At 68.4% G+C, this 15819-nt stretch carries 13 protein-coding genes; 9 read left to right on the forward strand and 4 right to left on the reverse strand.

Annotated elements, in window-relative coordinates:
- Nucleotides 1-63: 63 nt before the first annotated feature.
- The 8 genes from FV560_RS01815 to FV560_RS01850 all read left to right on the forward strand — a co-directional run bounded on the left by FV560_RS01815 (nt 64) and on the right by FV560_RS01850 (nt 11067).
- Nucleotides 64-1806 carry a pyruvate dehydrogenase gene (locus tag FV560_RS01815; RefSeq protein ID WP_159618681.1) on the forward strand — a complete coding sequence of 581 codons (1743 nt, stop codon included), beginning with the start codon at nt 64-66 and terminating at the stop codon, nt 1804-1806.
- A gap of 127 nt (nt 1807-1933) precedes the next feature.
- Nucleotides 1934-5959 carry an Ig-like domain repeat protein gene (locus tag FV560_RS01820; protein WP_159618683.1) on the forward strand — a complete coding sequence of 1342 codons (4026 nt, stop codon included), beginning with the start codon at nt 1934-1936 and terminating at the stop codon, nt 5957-5959.
- A gap of 51 nt (nt 5960-6010) precedes the next feature.
- Nucleotides 6011-6550 carry an RNA polymerase sigma factor gene (locus FV560_RS01825; RefSeq protein WP_159618685.1) on the forward strand — a complete coding sequence of 180 codons (540 nt, stop codon included), beginning with the start codon at nt 6011-6013 and terminating at the stop codon, nt 6548-6550.
- Nucleotides 6547-7278 (forward strand): hypothetical protein, encoded by a 732-nt coding sequence (locus FV560_RS01830; protein WP_159618687.1) that lies wholly within the window; start codon nt 6547-6549, stop codon nt 7276-7278. The genes FV560_RS01825 and FV560_RS01830 overlap by 4 nt, the downstream gene beginning before the upstream one ends.
- A 198-nt stretch (nt 7279-7476) precedes the next feature.
- Entirely contained in the window at nt 7477-8400 is a 924-nt protein-coding gene (locus FV560_RS01835; RefSeq protein WP_159618689.1) for a metal ABC transporter substrate-binding protein, read from the forward strand.
- A complete protein-coding gene (locus FV560_RS01840; protein WP_159618691.1) occupies nt 8397-9143 on the forward strand; it encodes a metal ABC transporter ATP-binding protein in 747 nt (248 codons plus the stop codon). The genes FV560_RS01835 and FV560_RS01840 overlap by 4 nt, the downstream gene beginning before the upstream one ends.
- A complete protein-coding gene (locus tag FV560_RS01845) occupies nt 9140-10147 on the forward strand; it encodes a metal ABC transporter permease (RefSeq protein WP_159618693.1) in 1008 nt (335 codons plus the stop codon). Before FV560_RS01840 ends, FV560_RS01845 begins: the two co-directional genes overlap by 4 nt.
- Complete coding sequence (locus tag FV560_RS01850) at nt 10144-11067, forward strand: metal ABC transporter permease (RefSeq protein WP_159618695.1); 924 nt, start codon at nt 10144-10146, stop codon at nt 11065-11067. The genes FV560_RS01845 and FV560_RS01850 overlap by 4 nt, the downstream gene beginning before the upstream one ends.
- Before the next feature lie 65 nt (nt 11068-11132).
- Here FV560_RS01850 and FV560_RS01855 read toward each other — a convergent pair whose 3' ends face one another.
- On the reverse strand, nt 11133-11810 hold the full coding sequence (locus tag FV560_RS01855) for a metal-dependent transcriptional regulator (RefSeq protein ID WP_159618698.1): 678 nt from the start codon (nt 11808-11810) through the stop codon (nt 11133-11135).
- A gap of 215 nt (nt 11811-12025) precedes the next feature.
- On the opposite strand from FV560_RS01855, the gene FV560_RS01860 reads away from it, so the two are divergent.
- Nucleotides 12026-12409 (forward strand): nitroreductase family deazaflavin-dependent oxidoreductase, encoded by a 384-nt coding sequence (locus tag FV560_RS01860; RefSeq protein WP_159618700.1) that lies wholly within the window; start codon nt 12026-12028, stop codon nt 12407-12409.
- Between the two features lie 95 nt (nt 12410-12504).
- Here FV560_RS01860 and FV560_RS01865 read toward each other — a convergent pair whose 3' ends face one another.
- The 3 genes from FV560_RS01865 to FV560_RS01875 are packed head-to-tail and all read right to left on the reverse strand — an operon-like array spanning nt 12505 to nt 15674.
- On the reverse strand, nt 12505-13458 hold the full coding sequence (locus tag FV560_RS01865; RefSeq protein WP_159618702.1) for a glycine betaine ABC transporter substrate-binding protein: 954 nt from the start codon (nt 13456-13458) through the stop codon (nt 12505-12507).
- Between the two features lie 51 nt (nt 13459-13509).
- A complete protein-coding gene (locus tag FV560_RS01870; protein ID WP_159618704.1) occupies nt 13510-14442 on the reverse strand; it encodes an ABC transporter permease in 933 nt (310 codons plus the stop codon).
- On the reverse strand, nt 14439-15674 hold the full coding sequence (locus tag FV560_RS01875) for a quaternary amine ABC transporter ATP-binding protein (protein WP_159618706.1): 1236 nt from the start codon (nt 15672-15674) through the stop codon (nt 14439-14441). The genes FV560_RS01870 and FV560_RS01875 overlap by 4 nt, the downstream gene beginning before the upstream one ends.
- Nucleotides 15675-15819: the final 145 nt, after the last annotated feature.

Genomic DNA, 15819 nt, shown 5'->3' on the forward strand with positions numbered 1-15819 from the left:
AAACACGGCACAGACTCACCCTCCACCGTCGATTTCGTCCGCATCTCGGCGTAGCGTCGAGACATGAACGTTGCTGAGCAGCTCGTCAGTCAGCTCCAGGCCGTAGGCGTTCGCCGCATCTACGGTATCGTCGGAGACAGCCTCAACCCCATCGTCGATGCGGTGCGCCGCACCGGCGGATCGGCCGAGGGCGGGATCGACTGGATCCACGTCCGGCACGAAGAGAGCGCCGCATTCGCGGCCGCAGCCGATGCCCAGCTCACCGGGGAGCTCGCCGTGTGCGCCGGGTCATGCGGGCCCGGGAACCTACACCTGATCAACGGCCTCTACGACGCCAACCGCACCGGTGCGCCCGTGCTGGCCATCGCCAGCCATATCCCGTCCGCGCAGATCGGGCAGGGATACTTCCAAGAGACCCACCCGGATCGGCTGTTCACCGAATGCTCGGTGTACTCCGAGCTGGTCAGCACGACCGACCAGTCACCCCGGGTGGTCCACGCTGCCATCTCACACGCCCTCGCTGAGCGAGGGGTCGCCGTCGTGACCCTGCCGGGTGACGTAGCGGATGAACAGGCCACGGCACAGGCACCCACCTACACCCCGGTCAGCCACGGCGTCCTGACGCCGGACCCCGCCTGCTTACAGAACCTCGCCGAGGCGATCGACAAGGCGAAGAATGTCGCGCTCTTCGTCGGCTACGGGGCCATGGGCGCCCACGAGCTGGTGGTCGACCTGGCGGAGAAGATCAAGGCGCCCGTGGGGCACTCGCTACGCGGCAAGGACCTGATCCAGTACGAGAACCCCTATGACGTCGGGATGACCGGACTGCTGGGCTACGGTGCGGCGGCTGCCGGACTCGAGGACGCCGATCTGATCGTGTTGCTGGGCACCGACTTCCCGTACGACCAGTTTCTGCCCGACGTTCCCACCGCGCAGGTAGACACCGATGCCGCGGTGATCGGGCGGCGTACCGCCGTGCAGTACCCGGTGCACGGCGACGTGGCCGCCACCCTGGAAGCGCTGCTGCCGACGATCAAGACCAAGCGCAGCCGCCGGTTCCTGGACAGGATGCTCGACAAGCACGACCGGCTGATGAACAAGGCCGTGGGCGCCTACACCAAGGACGTCGAGCACATGCGCCCGATCCACCCCGAGTACGCCGCCTCCGTACTGGACCAGGTCGCCGCTGAGGATGCGGTATTCACAGCCGACACCGGGATGGGGAACGTGTGGACCGCGCGCTACCTGAACCCGAACGGGAAGCGGCGGCTCATCGGCTCGTTCAAGCACGGGTCGATGGCGAACGCCATGCCGCAAGCGCTCGGCGCCCAGCTCGCCTACCCCGACCGGCAGGTCATAGCAGTCTCTGGTGACGGCGGCCTGTCGATGCTGCTCGGCGATCTGCTGACGGCGGTAATGTACGACTTGCCGCTCACGGTGGTGGTGTTCAACAACTCCACCCTCGGGATGGTCAAGCTCGAGATGCTCGTGGACAGGCTGCCCGACTTCGGGGTGGACGTACCCGCGGTGGACTACGCGGCAATCGGTGCGGCGATGGGTCTGCAGACCCAGCGCGTGGATGATCCGGCGGAGTTGGAGAGCGCGTTCGAGACGGCGCTGACCCACCGCGGTCCCTCGCTGGTGGACGTGGTGACCGACCCGAACGCCCTGTCCATCCCACCCAAGATCACCAAGGACCAGGTGTTCGGGTTCGCGACGGCGTTGAGCAAGATCGTGCTGAACGGCGGCGCCGGGGAGGCGGTCTCGATGGCGCGGTCGAACCTGCGGAACATCCCGCGCGGGTAAACCTTCCTCGGAGACCAACAGGGCACCGTGACCTGATCGTTACATCGGATCGTTGTGCGTGCGTACAAGAACCCGATAGACATAACCCGGGTGTGGCGACTGGGCTGCATCGTGACCCGGGGGTCTCATGTCTGTCAGCACCGCGCCTGCGCGCGCCGGCGCGTCGTTCACGCGCATCATCTCCAGCGCCGTCGTAGCGTTCCTCGTCCTGGTGGGGGTGGTCGCGATTGCGGCTCCCGCGCAGGCGGCTACTCCGGTGGCGTATGGCGACACCTATGGCTCCCCGATCGACACGCCGATCAACGTCCCGGCGCCGGGAGTGATGAGCAACGACGTCGCCGCGGCCGGCTACGAGGTCATGGTGGTCGAGGGCGAATTCCTCTGGCCAGAGTCGACCCTCGCGGTCAACGCGGACGGCTCGTTCACCCTCGACCCACACCCGGGCTTCGCCGGTGAACAGTATTTCTCGTACTGTCTCGCTGCCGGTGGCACGTGCGTGTCGAACACGGAGCGGGCCTACCTCTACGTTGGCCAGCCGTACCTGTACTCGCAGTCGTACCAGACGCTCGAAGGTCAGGCGCTGAGCGTGCCGGCCTCCGAGGGCCTTCTCGTGGATTCCGGCAACATCACGGACGAACCGCTGGACGTCTTCGACGCCGCCGGCGGCAGCGTGAACGCATCACAAGACGGCTCGTTCACCTTCACGCCCAATCCTGGTTTCACTGGCCGGGCGACCTTCACCTACTGCGTCCAGACCGAAGAGAGCGTGTGCAAGAGTGCACCCGTCACCGGCTCGATCGCCGTCTACCCGACCCTGAGCAACCAGTCGTTCACGGTCGCGGCGGACTCCTCCCACGGTGGCACGCTCTATCCCGCCCCGTCCGGTGGCATCAGTTACGTCGGCCTGGTGACGTCCCAGCCCGCGAACGGCACCCTCGGCACCACCAACAACGGCACGTTCACCTACACCCCTGACTCCGGCTACTCCGGGCCGGACTCCTTCTCCTACTGCCTGAGCATCGACGGCGGCGCATGCATCAGCGGCACCTCGCCCGTGACGGCGTCGGTGACCGTCACTCCGAACGAGATCGCCACCACCACGACGCTCACCGGCTCAACCTCGTTGCGCTTCGGCGAGTCGCTGACGCTGACCGCCGCCGTCTCCCCCATCCCTGGCGGCGGGACCGTCGCCTTCTCCGAGGATGGGGCCGTCTGCGCCGACCAGCCCGTCAGCGGCGGCAGCGCCATCTGCACGATCGCCCAGCCGACGGTCGGCAGCCACTCCTATCTGGCCCAGTTCAGCGGGTCCTGGCTGTACCTCCCCTCGAGCGACAGCCTTGAGGTCACTGTGGGCAAGGCGCAGTCCGCCCTCGCCTACACCGGATCTGCCACGGCGACGGTCGGGGAGCCGTTGGAGCTCGCGGTGCTGCTGACCAGCCCGACGCTCGATCTCAGCGGCGAGACCGTCTCGCTCTCCTTCGACGGACAGAACTGCTCCGGCGCGGTCGATGACGAGGGCTCCTTCTCGTGCACCGTCACGCCGAGCACTGCCGGGCCGGTGGAACTGACCCTCACCTACGACGGGTCGGCCACCGTCGAGGCCGCCACCGAGACCGGCGACATTCAGGTCTCCCAGCAGACCAGCACCACCACGCTCGACGTCGACGACGACACCCCCGTCTGGGGCGAGGCGGTCATGTTCACCGCCACCGTGCCAGCCGGCGCCACCGGCACCGTCGCCTTCACCACCGACGCGGGCTCCCTCCCGGGCTGCGGGTCAGTGGTCCTCAGCGATGGCACGGCCAACTGCTCTTTCGCCTTCGACGTCGGCGAGCACGACGTCACGGCCACCTACTCCGGTGACGCCACCTTTGACGGTTCCTCGGACACGATCGCGATCGAGGCCCTGCGCCGCCTCACCACCCTGGAATACACCGGCCCGCAGTCGGGCACGGTCGGCGAGGAGGTCGCGGCGACGGCGCTGCTCACCCAGGGCGACGTCCCGCTCCCCGGTATCGACATCGCGTTCACCCTGGCCGGCAGCAGCTCCGCGGACTGCATCGCGACCACCGACGAGGACGGGATCGCCAGCTGCGAACTGACGGTGCCGGTCGCCGGGCCGATTTCACTCGAGCTCACCCAGGCGGGCACCGCGCTCTACCTGCCGAACTCGATCACCGAGCAGCTGCAGGTCGGCACCGCCGCCACGACCACCACCCTCACCGGTACCGAGCAGGTCGTCGTCGGGGGCATGGCGAGCCTCGCCGCGACCGTGAGCCCGACCGACGGCGAGGGCACCGTGACCTTCACCGCAGGTGAGGACGCCATCGAGGGGTGCGAGGAGATCGCGCTGGCCGACGTCGAGGGTGTCTGGACGGCCGAGTGCACCACGGCCACCCTGCCGGTCGGCGAGAACGAGATCGTCGCCACCTACAGCGGCACGCCGGACTACCTCACCTCCTCCGACACCACGACAGTTGAGGTGCTCCGCGCCCCTGCCACCCTCACCTACACCGGCGATGTCACCGGCGTGGTCGGCGAGCCGCTTATCGCTTCCGCGGACCTCTACGCTGCATTCGGTGGCCTCGCACCCACCCTGGAGGGATTTGAGGTCACGTTCACCTTCGACGGGGAGACGTGCACGGGTACGACGGACTTCCCCGGCAGCGCCGAGTGCACGTTCACCCCGACGGCGGCCCAGACCTCTCCCGTCTCCGTCTCCTTCGCGGGAACGACCGACATCACCCCGGCGCAGACCGAGGAGACGGTGACCATCGCGGCCGCCCCCACCACGACCGAGGTCACCGGCCCGGACGCCGGCGAGTTCACCGAGCCACTGACCTTCACCGCCCAGATCGCGCCGACCGCCGGCGCCGGCACGGTCACCTTCACGGCCGGTGAGGATGTGGTTGAGGGCTGCGAGGAGATCGCGCTGGCCGAGGTCGAGGGCACGTGGACGGCCGAGTGCACGACAGCCGCACTGCCTGTCGGCGAGAGCACGGTCACCGCGTCCTACAACGGAACTGCCGACTACGAGCCCTCCGAGGGCTCGACGCAGGTCACAGTGGCGCCCGCACCGACCACCCTGGCGCTCGAGGCGCCCGAGACGGTCACCGTGGGTGAGCAGGTGACCCTCACGGGAACTCTCATGAACGCGGTCGACGGATCCGTGCTGGCAGGCGCGTCGCTCACCTTCACCTGGTCCGGTGAGGAGTGCCTTGCCACCACCGACGCCGATGGCGTGGCCACGTGCGCGTTCGACGCCGTCGCCGTCGCCCAGTCGGGTGACGTCCAGGTCGCCTACGCTGGAACGGATGACTTCGAGTCCTCCTCCGCGTCCGGCGATGTCAGTGTGCTGCCCGCTACGACCGAGACGACCCTCACCGCGAGCCCAGCGGGCGCCTTCCCGGCACTGGTGACGCTGTCCGCCACGGTCAGCCCGACCGACGGCGCGGGAACGGTCACCTTCACCGCCGGTGGTGAGCCGATCGCGGAGTGCGCCGAGGTGGCGCTCACCGAGACCGATGAGGGATGGATCGCGACCTGTGAGGTCATACCCCTGACCGCCGGTGCGCAGGAGTACGGCGCCGAGTTCTCCGGCACCGATGACTACCTGCCGTCCGCGGCCGCAGCGACCGCCGATGTGGACAAGACCGCCACCACGCTCGCGGCGCTGGGGCCGGACGCGGCCACGGAGGGCGAGCCGGTGACGGTGAGCGTGCTGCTCACCGCTCCGACCGGGGAGAGCGCATCCACTGGTGACCGGGCCCGGTTCGCGGTGCCCACGGAGATCATCGGTGGCGGCGACGCCGCCGATGTGGACCTGTCCGGGCAGGAGATCGCTTTCGCGCTCGGCGACCAGACCTGCACCGGCGTCACTGATGCCGACGGCCGCGCCAGCTGTGAGATCACGCCAACGACAGCGGGCGAGCAGACACTGATGGCCACCTACACCGGTAGCGACGACCTCACCGCCGCGCAGGCCGAGGTGACGACCACCGTGGAGGCCGCGCCGGTCGACGCCCCGCCCGCGGACGGCGAGCCCGCGCTCCCAGACACCGGCGCTGACCTCGCGACGATTCTCGCCCTGGCGTTGGCAGCGCTCGTCCTCGGCGGGCTGTGCGTGCGCGGGGTGCGCCGCCAGCACAGCTGACCTTCTTGTCCGGCGGTGCCACGTTCTGCGCGCCGCCGGACACTACAGGGTATGGAGGAGTCGGAAGCCTGGCGTCGTGCGCTGCGCGGGGACGGCGAGGCATTCGGCGTGGTCTTCGACCGCCACCACGACCGCGTGTACCGGCACGTGTGGCGTCTTGTCGACACCCAACCGGACGCGGAGGACGTGACCGCTGCGGCCTTCCTCGAACTGTGGCGGCTGCGCCGCCGGGTGCGGGTGGTGAACGGATCGGTTCTGCCATGGCTGCTCGTGACGGCCTCGAACGTGGCGCGCAACCAGCGGCGCGCGACCCGGCGGTATCGAGCACTGCTGGACCGGCTGCCCCGCTCACCTGCAGTAGCACCGCCCGAGGAGGGCATGCGCGAAGACCTGCTGGAAGGCCTGCGATCCCTCTCTGCGCCCGATCTGCATCTGCTCTGCCTCGTCGTGCTCGAGGGCTATCCGGTCACCGAGGCGGCTGACCTGCTGGGCCTGAGCGACACGGCCGCCCGCAGCAGGCTTCACCGCGCCCGCGCACGGGTGCGGGTCGTCGCCCACGCCGTCCAGGCGAGCATCGAGGAGGAATCATGAACGCGTCGATGGATCACGAGTTCGCGCAGAGCCTCCGGGCAGAGCTGGTCCGCCGGGCAACCACAGCTCCCCGACGGCGATGGCTTGCCCTGGGTGCCGGGCTCACCTTGGCCGCAGGGGTCCCGACAGCCGCCTACGCCGTGCATCAGCTACGTGCAGGGGTGAACGAGATCGATGTGACACCGCCGGTCACCGAGGTGCACACCGGTCCTGGCCAGCTCGCACTCGGACCGGCGCCCGAGGAGACGGACCAGATCTGGTTCGACCTGACATGCCTGGACCCGGGAACTGTGGGCTTCCCGGATAGGGCGTCGGTGACGTGCTCGGCGGGCGAACGCTCGTCCGGTCCGTTGCCGCTGTGGGACGGGAGGGACATGCTGATCGGTGACGACGGCGTGCTCACCGTCGACGCGCCTGCGGACATATCGTGGCAGATCTCCGTCTGGTATCAGGAGGTCGTCGTTGAGCCATTCGCGGTCAACGAGAACAGCCAGACCTACGGGACTCCGAACGAGGTCTACGGTGAGCCGGAGCTCATCGCCGTGATCGCCACCAACGGCGAGGTCGGCTATATCCATGCCGAGGACCTTCGCCTCGCGTTCGGCCCGGAACCCGCCTCGCCCGAGGAGGCGGTCGAGTACACCGAGCGCACCGCCGGGCAGACTGCGTTGGTGCCGGTGTACGAGGTGGACGGCGAGACCCAGATCGGCGAGTTCCGCATCGGGTGAACGTCCGGTGCCGGCGGTCGCCACCCATCCGCCCACTTGCCACACAGCCGCTGCCAGGTTATAACTTCGGTACGACGAACTTTTGAGTTCCCAGTACCGAGGAGCGTGGCGAAGACAGTGCTGACGACCACAGGTGTCCACCCGGGAGGTAGACGCGCGCGCGGCGCCACGAGCGTGGCACCGAGGATCGCCGCGGTCATGGCTGCCCTCCTGCTCACCGGCTGCGGCGGCACCTCCGGCGCTGCGGGGTCCGGCGACAACGACACGGACGCCTTGACCGTCTATGCCACCACCGGCTACCTGGCGGACGCCGTCACGAACATCGCTCCCGAGGCCGAGGTGACCACGATGGTCGGCCCAGGCGGAGATCCGCACACCTACCAGCCCTCCACTCGCGACATCCAGACCATCCAGTCCGCTGACGTGGTGCTCTGGAACGGCCTGCACCTGGAGGCGCAGATGATCGACCAGTTGAGCAGCCTCGGTGATCGGCAGCTCGCCGTCGGAGACCAGCTTCCCGCGGATCTCCTCCTCTCCTGGCCCGATACCGATGCCGACGGCAACCCTCTGCACGACCCGCACGTCTGGAACAGTCCCGATGCCTGGGTTCTCGTGGTGGCGGAAGTCGCCGACAAGTTCGCCGAGACCGACCCGGCGAACGCCGCTCAGTACGAGCAGAACGCGGCCGCCTACATCGAGCAGATCGAGGCCGCCGCCGGCGAGGTCGACAACCTGCTCGCCACGGTTCCCGAGCCGCGCATCGTCATCACCGGCCACGACGCCTTCGCCTACTTCGGCCACGTCTACGACCTGGACGTGCGGGCCACCGACTTCATCTCCACCACCGCCCAGCTGAGCGCCTCCGAACTCAGCGAGCTGGCGCGCCTCATCGCCGACAACGAGGTGCCGGTGATCTTCCAGGACAACCAGGCCAACCCCCAGGCGATCACCAGCCTGACCGAGGCCGTCCGCTCCCTCGGCTGGGAGGTGGAGATCTCCGATGCGGAGCTCTATGCCGACTCCCTCGGCGCGGAGCCAGATGTCGACACCTACCTCGAGGTTTTCACCCACAACGCCCGTGCGATCGCCGATGCGCTCGGGGCCAGGGAGGCAGACCGATGAGCACCCCGACGGCGGCCCGTACCCGCTCCCTGAGCGTGGCCTATCGCAGCACCCCCGTCCTGCGGAACGTCGACCTCGACGTGCCCGAGGGGGTGGTGCTGGGAATCGTCGGGCCCAATGGCGCCGGCAAGTCCACGCTCCTCAAGGCCATGCTCGGGCTGGTCCGTCCCCTCACCGGGACCTCCGAGTTCTTCGGCCGTCCGTTGTCGCAGGTGCGCCAGCGGGTGGCGTACATGCCTCAGTCGGCCAGCGTGGACTGGGACTTCCCCGCGACGGTCAGCGGCGTCGTCGGGATGGGCACCTACGGGCGCCTCGGCTGGCTACGGCGCCCGGGCCGGACGGAACACGAGGCGACCCTGAGGGCGCTCGAGCACGTGGGAATCGCGGACCTGGCCGAGCGCCAGATCGGCGAGCTCTCCGGTGGACAGCGGCAGCGCACCTTCCTCGCCCGGGCACTCGCGCAGCATCCGGACCTGCTGCTCATGGACGAGCCGTTCCAGGGTGTGGATGCCCGTAGCCAGCAGGCGATCGTGGCGGTGCTGCACGCCATGCGCAGCCAGGGTCGCACGGTGGTGTTGGTGCATCACGATCTGGCGACCGTGCGCGACTACTGCGATCACGTGGCGCTGCTGAATGAACGGCTCGTGGCCGCCGGGCCGGTGGGCGAGGCGTTCACCCGCGAGAACGTGCGCACCACCTACGACGTGACGGACACCGACGCCCTGGCGGACCTGCTGACATGAGTCCACTGGAGTTCTTCGCCGATCACACCTACCGGATCGTGTTCGCCGGCACCGTCGTCATCGGACTGGTGGCCGGTGCGCTCGGGAGCTTCGCCTACCTGCGCAAGCAGTCCCTGATCAGCGACGTGATCTCGCACGCCGCCCTCCCCGGGACGTTGATCGCCTTCCTGACGGCAGTCGTCGTGCTCGGCACCGACGGCCGCTCGATGCTCGGACTCATCCTCGGTGCCGTCGTCGTGGGTACGCTCGCGGTCCTGGCGGCCAACGGGCTCACGCAGGCGACCAAGATCAGGATCGACACCGCGATGGCGATCTCCCTGACGGTCTTCTTCGGCGCCGGGATGCTGCTGCTGCGGGTGATCTCCAACGGCGACTACCCGGGCAAGGGCGGCATCGCCGACTACCTCTTCGGCAACGCCTCGGTCATCACGGTGGCAGACCTGGTCACCAGTGCGGTCGTCGGCGGGCTGGCGCTGTTGGTGATGGGGGTGTTCTGGAAGGAATTCGCGCTGCGCACCTTCGACCCCGCTCACACCTCGGCGCTCGGCTTCCGGGCGTCGGCTGTGGACGCGCTGATGTTCATCACGATCGTGATCGCCACGGTGATCGGGGTGAAGGCCGTCGGGCTGGTGCTGATGGTGGCGTTCGTCATCACTCCCCCGGCCGCGGCGAGACAGTGGACCTCCACGCTGCGGTCGATGGTAGCCCTCTCGGCGGCGATCGGCGCAGTCGGAAGCGGCACCGGTGCCTATCTGTCGATCGTGCTCGGAGTTCCGACCGGACCTGCCATCGTGCTGACCTTGTTCGGCATCTTCGCCGTCTCGATCGCGGCCTCACCGCGACGCAGCGTCATCATGCGCGGGTTGGCGCGGGCGCGGGCGCGCGCCGCGCTGCGGCGGGAGTTGCTCGCCGAGACCGGCGCGACTTCAGGTGGGTCCGTGGCGAGCGCAGGCGCGGGCGGGTCCGTGCCGGGCACTCGTTCGGACGGGGTCGGGCAGTCATGAGTTTCGCGGTCGGGGTGCTGCTGCTGGCGATCGTGACGGCGATGGCCTGCGCACTCCCCGGTGTGTTCGTGGTGCTGCGCCGCAGCTCGATGCTGGTCGATGCGATCGGGCACGCGGTGCTGCCGGGGATCGTGATCGGCTACGCCCTCACCCGCGATCTCGGCTCCCCGCTGCTGATCCTCGGGGCGGCCCTGGCCGGCCTGGTGGTGGTGCTCGGTGCCGAGTGGCTCGGGCGCACGGGATTGCTGACCGGCGACTCACCGCAGGGCTTGATCTTCCCCGCCCTGTTCGCGGCCGGGGTGATCGCCGTGACTCTGAACTTCGGTAACGTCCACCTGGACACCCACGCGGTGCTGGTGGGCGACCTCAACCTGGCTGCCTTCGAGCAGTGGATCGTCGGCGGCGTCTCGTTCGGGCCGACGTATCTGTACGTGATGCTCGCGGTGCTGGCCGGGAACATCGCCTTCATCGCCATCATGTACCGGCACCTGACCGTCACGACCTTCGACCCGGGGTTCGCCTCCTCGATCGGCATCCGCACCGGTGCGGTTCAGACCGCCTTCATGTTCCTGGTGTCGGTCACAGTCACGGCCGCGTTCCATGCCTCCGGGGCGATCCTCGTACTGGCACTCGTGGTGGTGCCGGCGGCCACAGCGCACCTGCTCTCCCGTCGGCTGCCGGCCACGCTGCTGCTCGCCGTGGTGATCGCCGCCGGTGGCGCGGCGGCCGGATTCGGGCTCGCCTACGTGCTCGATGCCGCCACCAGCGCGGGCATGGCCGTGTTCTATGGGCTGCTGTTCGCCGTGGCGCTGGCGATCGTGAAGGTGCGCGAGCGCCGCAGGCACAGGCAACGCCCAACGGTGGCCGGTCCCTCATCCCAGCTCCCCCACCCTCACGGCCTCCACCCTCACCGGGGGTGAACTTGACGTCGGTTATGGGCCGATAATCGACGTCAACTTCACCCCCGGCGATCGAGCGGTCGGTTTCAGTGGACGGGTGTGACCCATACGGCGTCGGTCGCCGAGCGTCCGAGCGGGAACCGAGCTACGCCGTCGGGAAGGACGACCTCCATCGCCTCCGAGTAGGGGGCGCCGGCTCGGACCTCCAGCTCTGCCCCCACCCCGAGGCCCTGTTCGGCGAAGTGCTGCAGCAGGGCCGGGTCGTCGTCGGAGATGCGCTCCACCCGTACCCGGCTTCCGGGCGGGACCGTCGAGAGCACGACGGCGTCCGGCAGGTCGATCTGACCGTCCGCCGTGGGAATGGGGTCGCCATGGGGATCCCGGGTCGGGTGCCCGAGGTGGTCGTCGATGCGCTCGACCATGAAGTCCGAGACGGCGTGCTCCAGGGTCTCTGCCTCATCGTGCACCTGGTCCCAGGTGTAGCCGAGTACCTGCACCAGGAAGGACTCGATGAGCCGGTGGCGACGCACCATCGCCAGCGCGTGGGTGCGGCCGGCGTCGGTGAGGGTGATCGCACCGTACGGCGCGTGCTCCAGCAGGCCCTGCTCGGTGAGCTTGCGGACGGCGTCCGAGACCGTGGACAGCTTCACCCCCGCCCGCGCGGCGATGCTCGACGGAGTGGTCGGCTCGTCAGACCACTCCTGCAAGGCCCAGATCGCCTTCAGATAGTTCTGCGCGCTCGCCGAGAGCTGGGAGACGGACATGCGAAAACGGTAGCAAACACGAATGTTCGCCCCGGACGAAGTTTGACGACGCACCCCGCGAGCGCCGCGAGGATTCCAGCGGCGGCCGCGATTCCTCGCTCAGCACCCGCCAGCGCTGGCACGATCCACCTTACCGTGTAAGGATACGGGGTGGGCATGCTGCCCAGCCGAACACGATGCGCCCGTCGCGGCGCCAGATGCGAGGAACGTTGCTCATGCCGATGCCACAGTGGTGGGGACACATCAACAAGCGCGTCTTCAACCCGCGCGCCATCGAGGGCGGAAAGTGGCCGGTCCTGGTCCACACGGGGCGCAGCTCCGGATCGACCTACCGCACGCCCCTCGACGCATTCGAAGTGGACGGCGGCTACCTGTTCATCCTGGTGTACGGGTCGGGCGCTGACTGGGTGCGCAACGTGCGCGCGTCCGGTACGGCACGTCTGCGAGTCGGCGGCAAGGAGCTGGAACTCGGTGCCCCACGGCTGGTCGGCGAGGACGAGGCGTTCGCCGCGCTACCTGCCGCCTCCCGCCCACCGCGGTTCCTGCGCATCACCGAGTTCCTCCGGATGGACCTGACGACGGATTCGCTGCAGCGGTAGCAGCGGCGATACCCCATCGACAGGGTGGACACAGCAACGGGGCCGGCCGACCATAGTGGTCGACCGGCCCCGTCGGTGTGAACTAGCTCAGGCGATCACTCGCCGACGGAGCCAACCACGTCCGCGTTCTCGTCCAGCCACGCGGTCACGCCGGCGGCCGGGTCGTCCGGGTTGTCGTTGACGACGGAGCTTTCGAGGGCACCGTACTGGGTGTCATCGAGGGAGATGCCACCGATGAACTCGGCAACCTCGGGGAACTCGTCCGAGAAGCCGTCCGTCGCGAGGAAGTGCAGGCCCTCGGACTCACCGAGCGCACCCTCCGGGTCCTCCAGGTCGCGCACGTTGTACGTGGCGTTGGCCCAGAACGGACGCCACAGCGTCACGACGATCTCTTCCTCGGCACCGATCGCGCTCTCCAGCTCGGCGAGCATGGCGGTGGTGGAGGAGGTGGCGAGCTCGAAGCCCGCCTCGTCCAGGCCGTAGGTGGGGATGACACTGTCCTGGCTGGCGGCGGTCAGACCAGCACCGGGCTCGATGCCGACGATGCGGTTGTCGAGCTCATCGGCGTAGTCGGGCAGGTCGGCGATCGAGGTGATTTCGCTGTACTCCGGCACCGCCCAGGTGAGCTTGGCGTTGCCGTAGTAGGTGCCCAGGTCCTCGATGCTCTCGCCGTACTCCTCCATGTACTGCGCGTGCGTGACCTCGGGCCACGCGGAGGGGTAGATGTCGACATCGCCGCCGGCGAGGGCGGTGTAGAGGATGCCGGCCTCGGTGAGCTCTTCGTGCTCGACCGTGTAACCGGCCTCCTCGAGCTTGTTCTCGAGCAGGTAAGCGGTGCTCAGACCGTCGGTCCAGGAGGGGATGTAGCCCAGGGTGATCGTGCCCATGTCACCGGCCTCGTCTCCCCCGGTCTCCTCTCCGGCGGTGTCGTCACCGGTGGTCTCTTCGGCCTCACCTGAGCCGTCTCCGCAAGCGGCGAGGGTCAGACCGATGGCGGCAGCCATCACGACGGCCGAGGCGCGGCCGCGGCGGGTATGTGCGATTCGCATGTGTTCTCCTTGTATCGACGACTGTGGGTTTCGTAGTAGGTAGTAGCGGGCTCAGACCCCGACACCGGCACCGGGAGCCGGTCGACGCGACTTCGCCGCCGCGAGTTCAGCCTTGGCGGACTGGCGACGCCGCCATGCCGCACCGATCGAACCAGGAGTTGGCTGGCCGATGGCGCCGGTCAGGCGGTCGAGGAAGATGGCCAGGATCACGATGCCAAGACCGGCCTCGAATCCGACCGCGACATCGACGGTAGCCAAGGCACCCGTCACGATCTTCCCGAGGCCGGGCGCGCCGACGAATCCGGCCATGACGGCCATCGACAGGCCGAGCATGATCACCTGGTTGATGCCGGCCATGATGGTCGGCAGCCCCAGGGGCAGTTGGATGCCACGCAGGATCTGACCGGAGGTCCCGCCGAACGCTTCTCCGGCCTCCACCGTCTCGGAATCGACCTGCCGGATGCCGAGTTCGGTGAGCCGCACGCCGGGCGGCAGCGAGAAGATGATGGTCGCGACGACACCTGGTGCGAAGCCGATGCTGAAGAAGATGACGACGGGCACCAGGTAGACCAGGGCAGGCATCGTCTGCATGAAGTCCAGGACCGGCCGGACGATCGCACTGACGGTCGCGTTCTTCGCGGCGAGAATCCCGACCGGGATGGAGATGATGACCGCGACCAACGTCGCCACAAGCACCATCGACAATGTCTGCATCGCCGGTTCCCAGACCTCCATGCTGATGATCAGGGTCATTCCCAGCAGCACGAAGATGGCGAACTTCCACGACCGTACCCACGCCCCAAGCACGGCGAAGAGCGCCGCAAGCACGAGCGCGGGCAGCAGCATCAGCAAGTCGGTGAGTTCACCAGCGAGGAAGTTGAACGAGTCACTGATGGCATCCAGGACCACCGGCAGATTGGCCTTGATCCAATCGACCGCAGCCTCGGCGCCTGCACCCAGCGGAATGTGGGGGATGAAGCTCATCGGGCACCTCCGGCTGTGGCGTCGGCCTCGGAATCGGTGCTGGTCCCGTTCTCGCTACCGTTCGGCACGGCGAGCGCACTCAGCAGGGTCACCCTGGGGATGACGCCGACCAGCGCACCCTTCTCGTTCACGACGGCGAGCGGGCTCCGGTTCTCGGCCGCGTCACCGAACAGCTCTGCCAGCGGGGTCTCCGGGCTCACCTGCGCCACTGCCCGGGAGGGGCGCGGCAGGTTGTCGCTGCCCTGGCGGATCGCCTCGGCCACGTCGTCCTCCCAGACCACGCCGACGACCTTGCGGTCACGTCCGACCACCAGGAGCGAGCTGGTCTGGTGCTCGCTCATGAGCTTGCGCGCGGCGCGGGGTCCGGACTCACTGCCGATCACGGCCACCGGGCGCTCCATCACCGCGCCGGCCGTGAGCACGCGCGTGCGGTCGACGTCGGCGACGAACTGGGACACATAGTCGGTGGCGGGCTCGTTCAGGATCTGCTCGGCAGTGCCGATCTGGACGATCTTTCCGTCGCGCATCATCGCGATCCGGTCACCGAGGCGCATCGCCTCGTTCAGGTCGTGAGTGATGAACAGGATCGTCTTGCCGAGGTCGGCCTGGAGCTCGAGCAGCTGGTCCTGCATCTCCTTGCGGATCAGCGGGTCGAGTGCACTGAAGGCCTCGTCCATGAGCATGATCTCGGTCCCGGCCGCGAGCGCCCGGGCCAGCCCCACGCGCTGGCGCATCCCGCCCGACAGTTCCGACGGGAGGTGTCCGCCCCACCCGTCGAGACCGACCATGCCGAGGGCCTCCTCGGCTGCCTTCTCACGGTCGGCCTTGGAGACGCCCTTGAGCTCGAGCGCATAGGCGGCGTTCTCACCCACGGTGCGGTGCGGCAGCAGCGCGAAGTGCTGGAACACCATGCTGACCTTGTTCCGGCGCAGCGCACGCAGGCCCGCCGGCGGCAGGTGCGTGACGTCGTCGCCGTCCACGAGCAGGGTGCCCGCGGTGGGCTCCAGGAGCCCATTGACGTTGCGGATCAGTGTGGACTTTCCCGAACCGGACAGTCCCATGACGACGAAGATCTCGCCGGGCTGCACGTCGAACGTGGCGTCGATGACCGCAGCGGTCAGCCCTTCTTTCATGAGCTGCTCGCGGGTAGCGCCCTCGCGCAGCATCTTCACGCCGCGCTGTGGACGGCGGCCGAAGATCTTGGTCAGACCTGTTGCCTCAATGGCCGGCACGATGCTCCCGGGTCAGATTCCATGGACGTTCACCACGCGGATGTATGCGCGTCGTGACGGTGCCGCAAGCACACGATCGGGTACCCTCACGGCCCGCGGCGATACTCCACTTTTGCACGTACCTTCGGGGCTATGCACATCCATA

The organism is Ruania rhizosphaerae (assembly GCF_009805705.1).
Taxonomy (GTDB): Bacteria; Actinomycetota; Actinomycetes; order Actinomycetales; family Beutenbergiaceae; genus Ruania; species Ruania rhizosphaerae.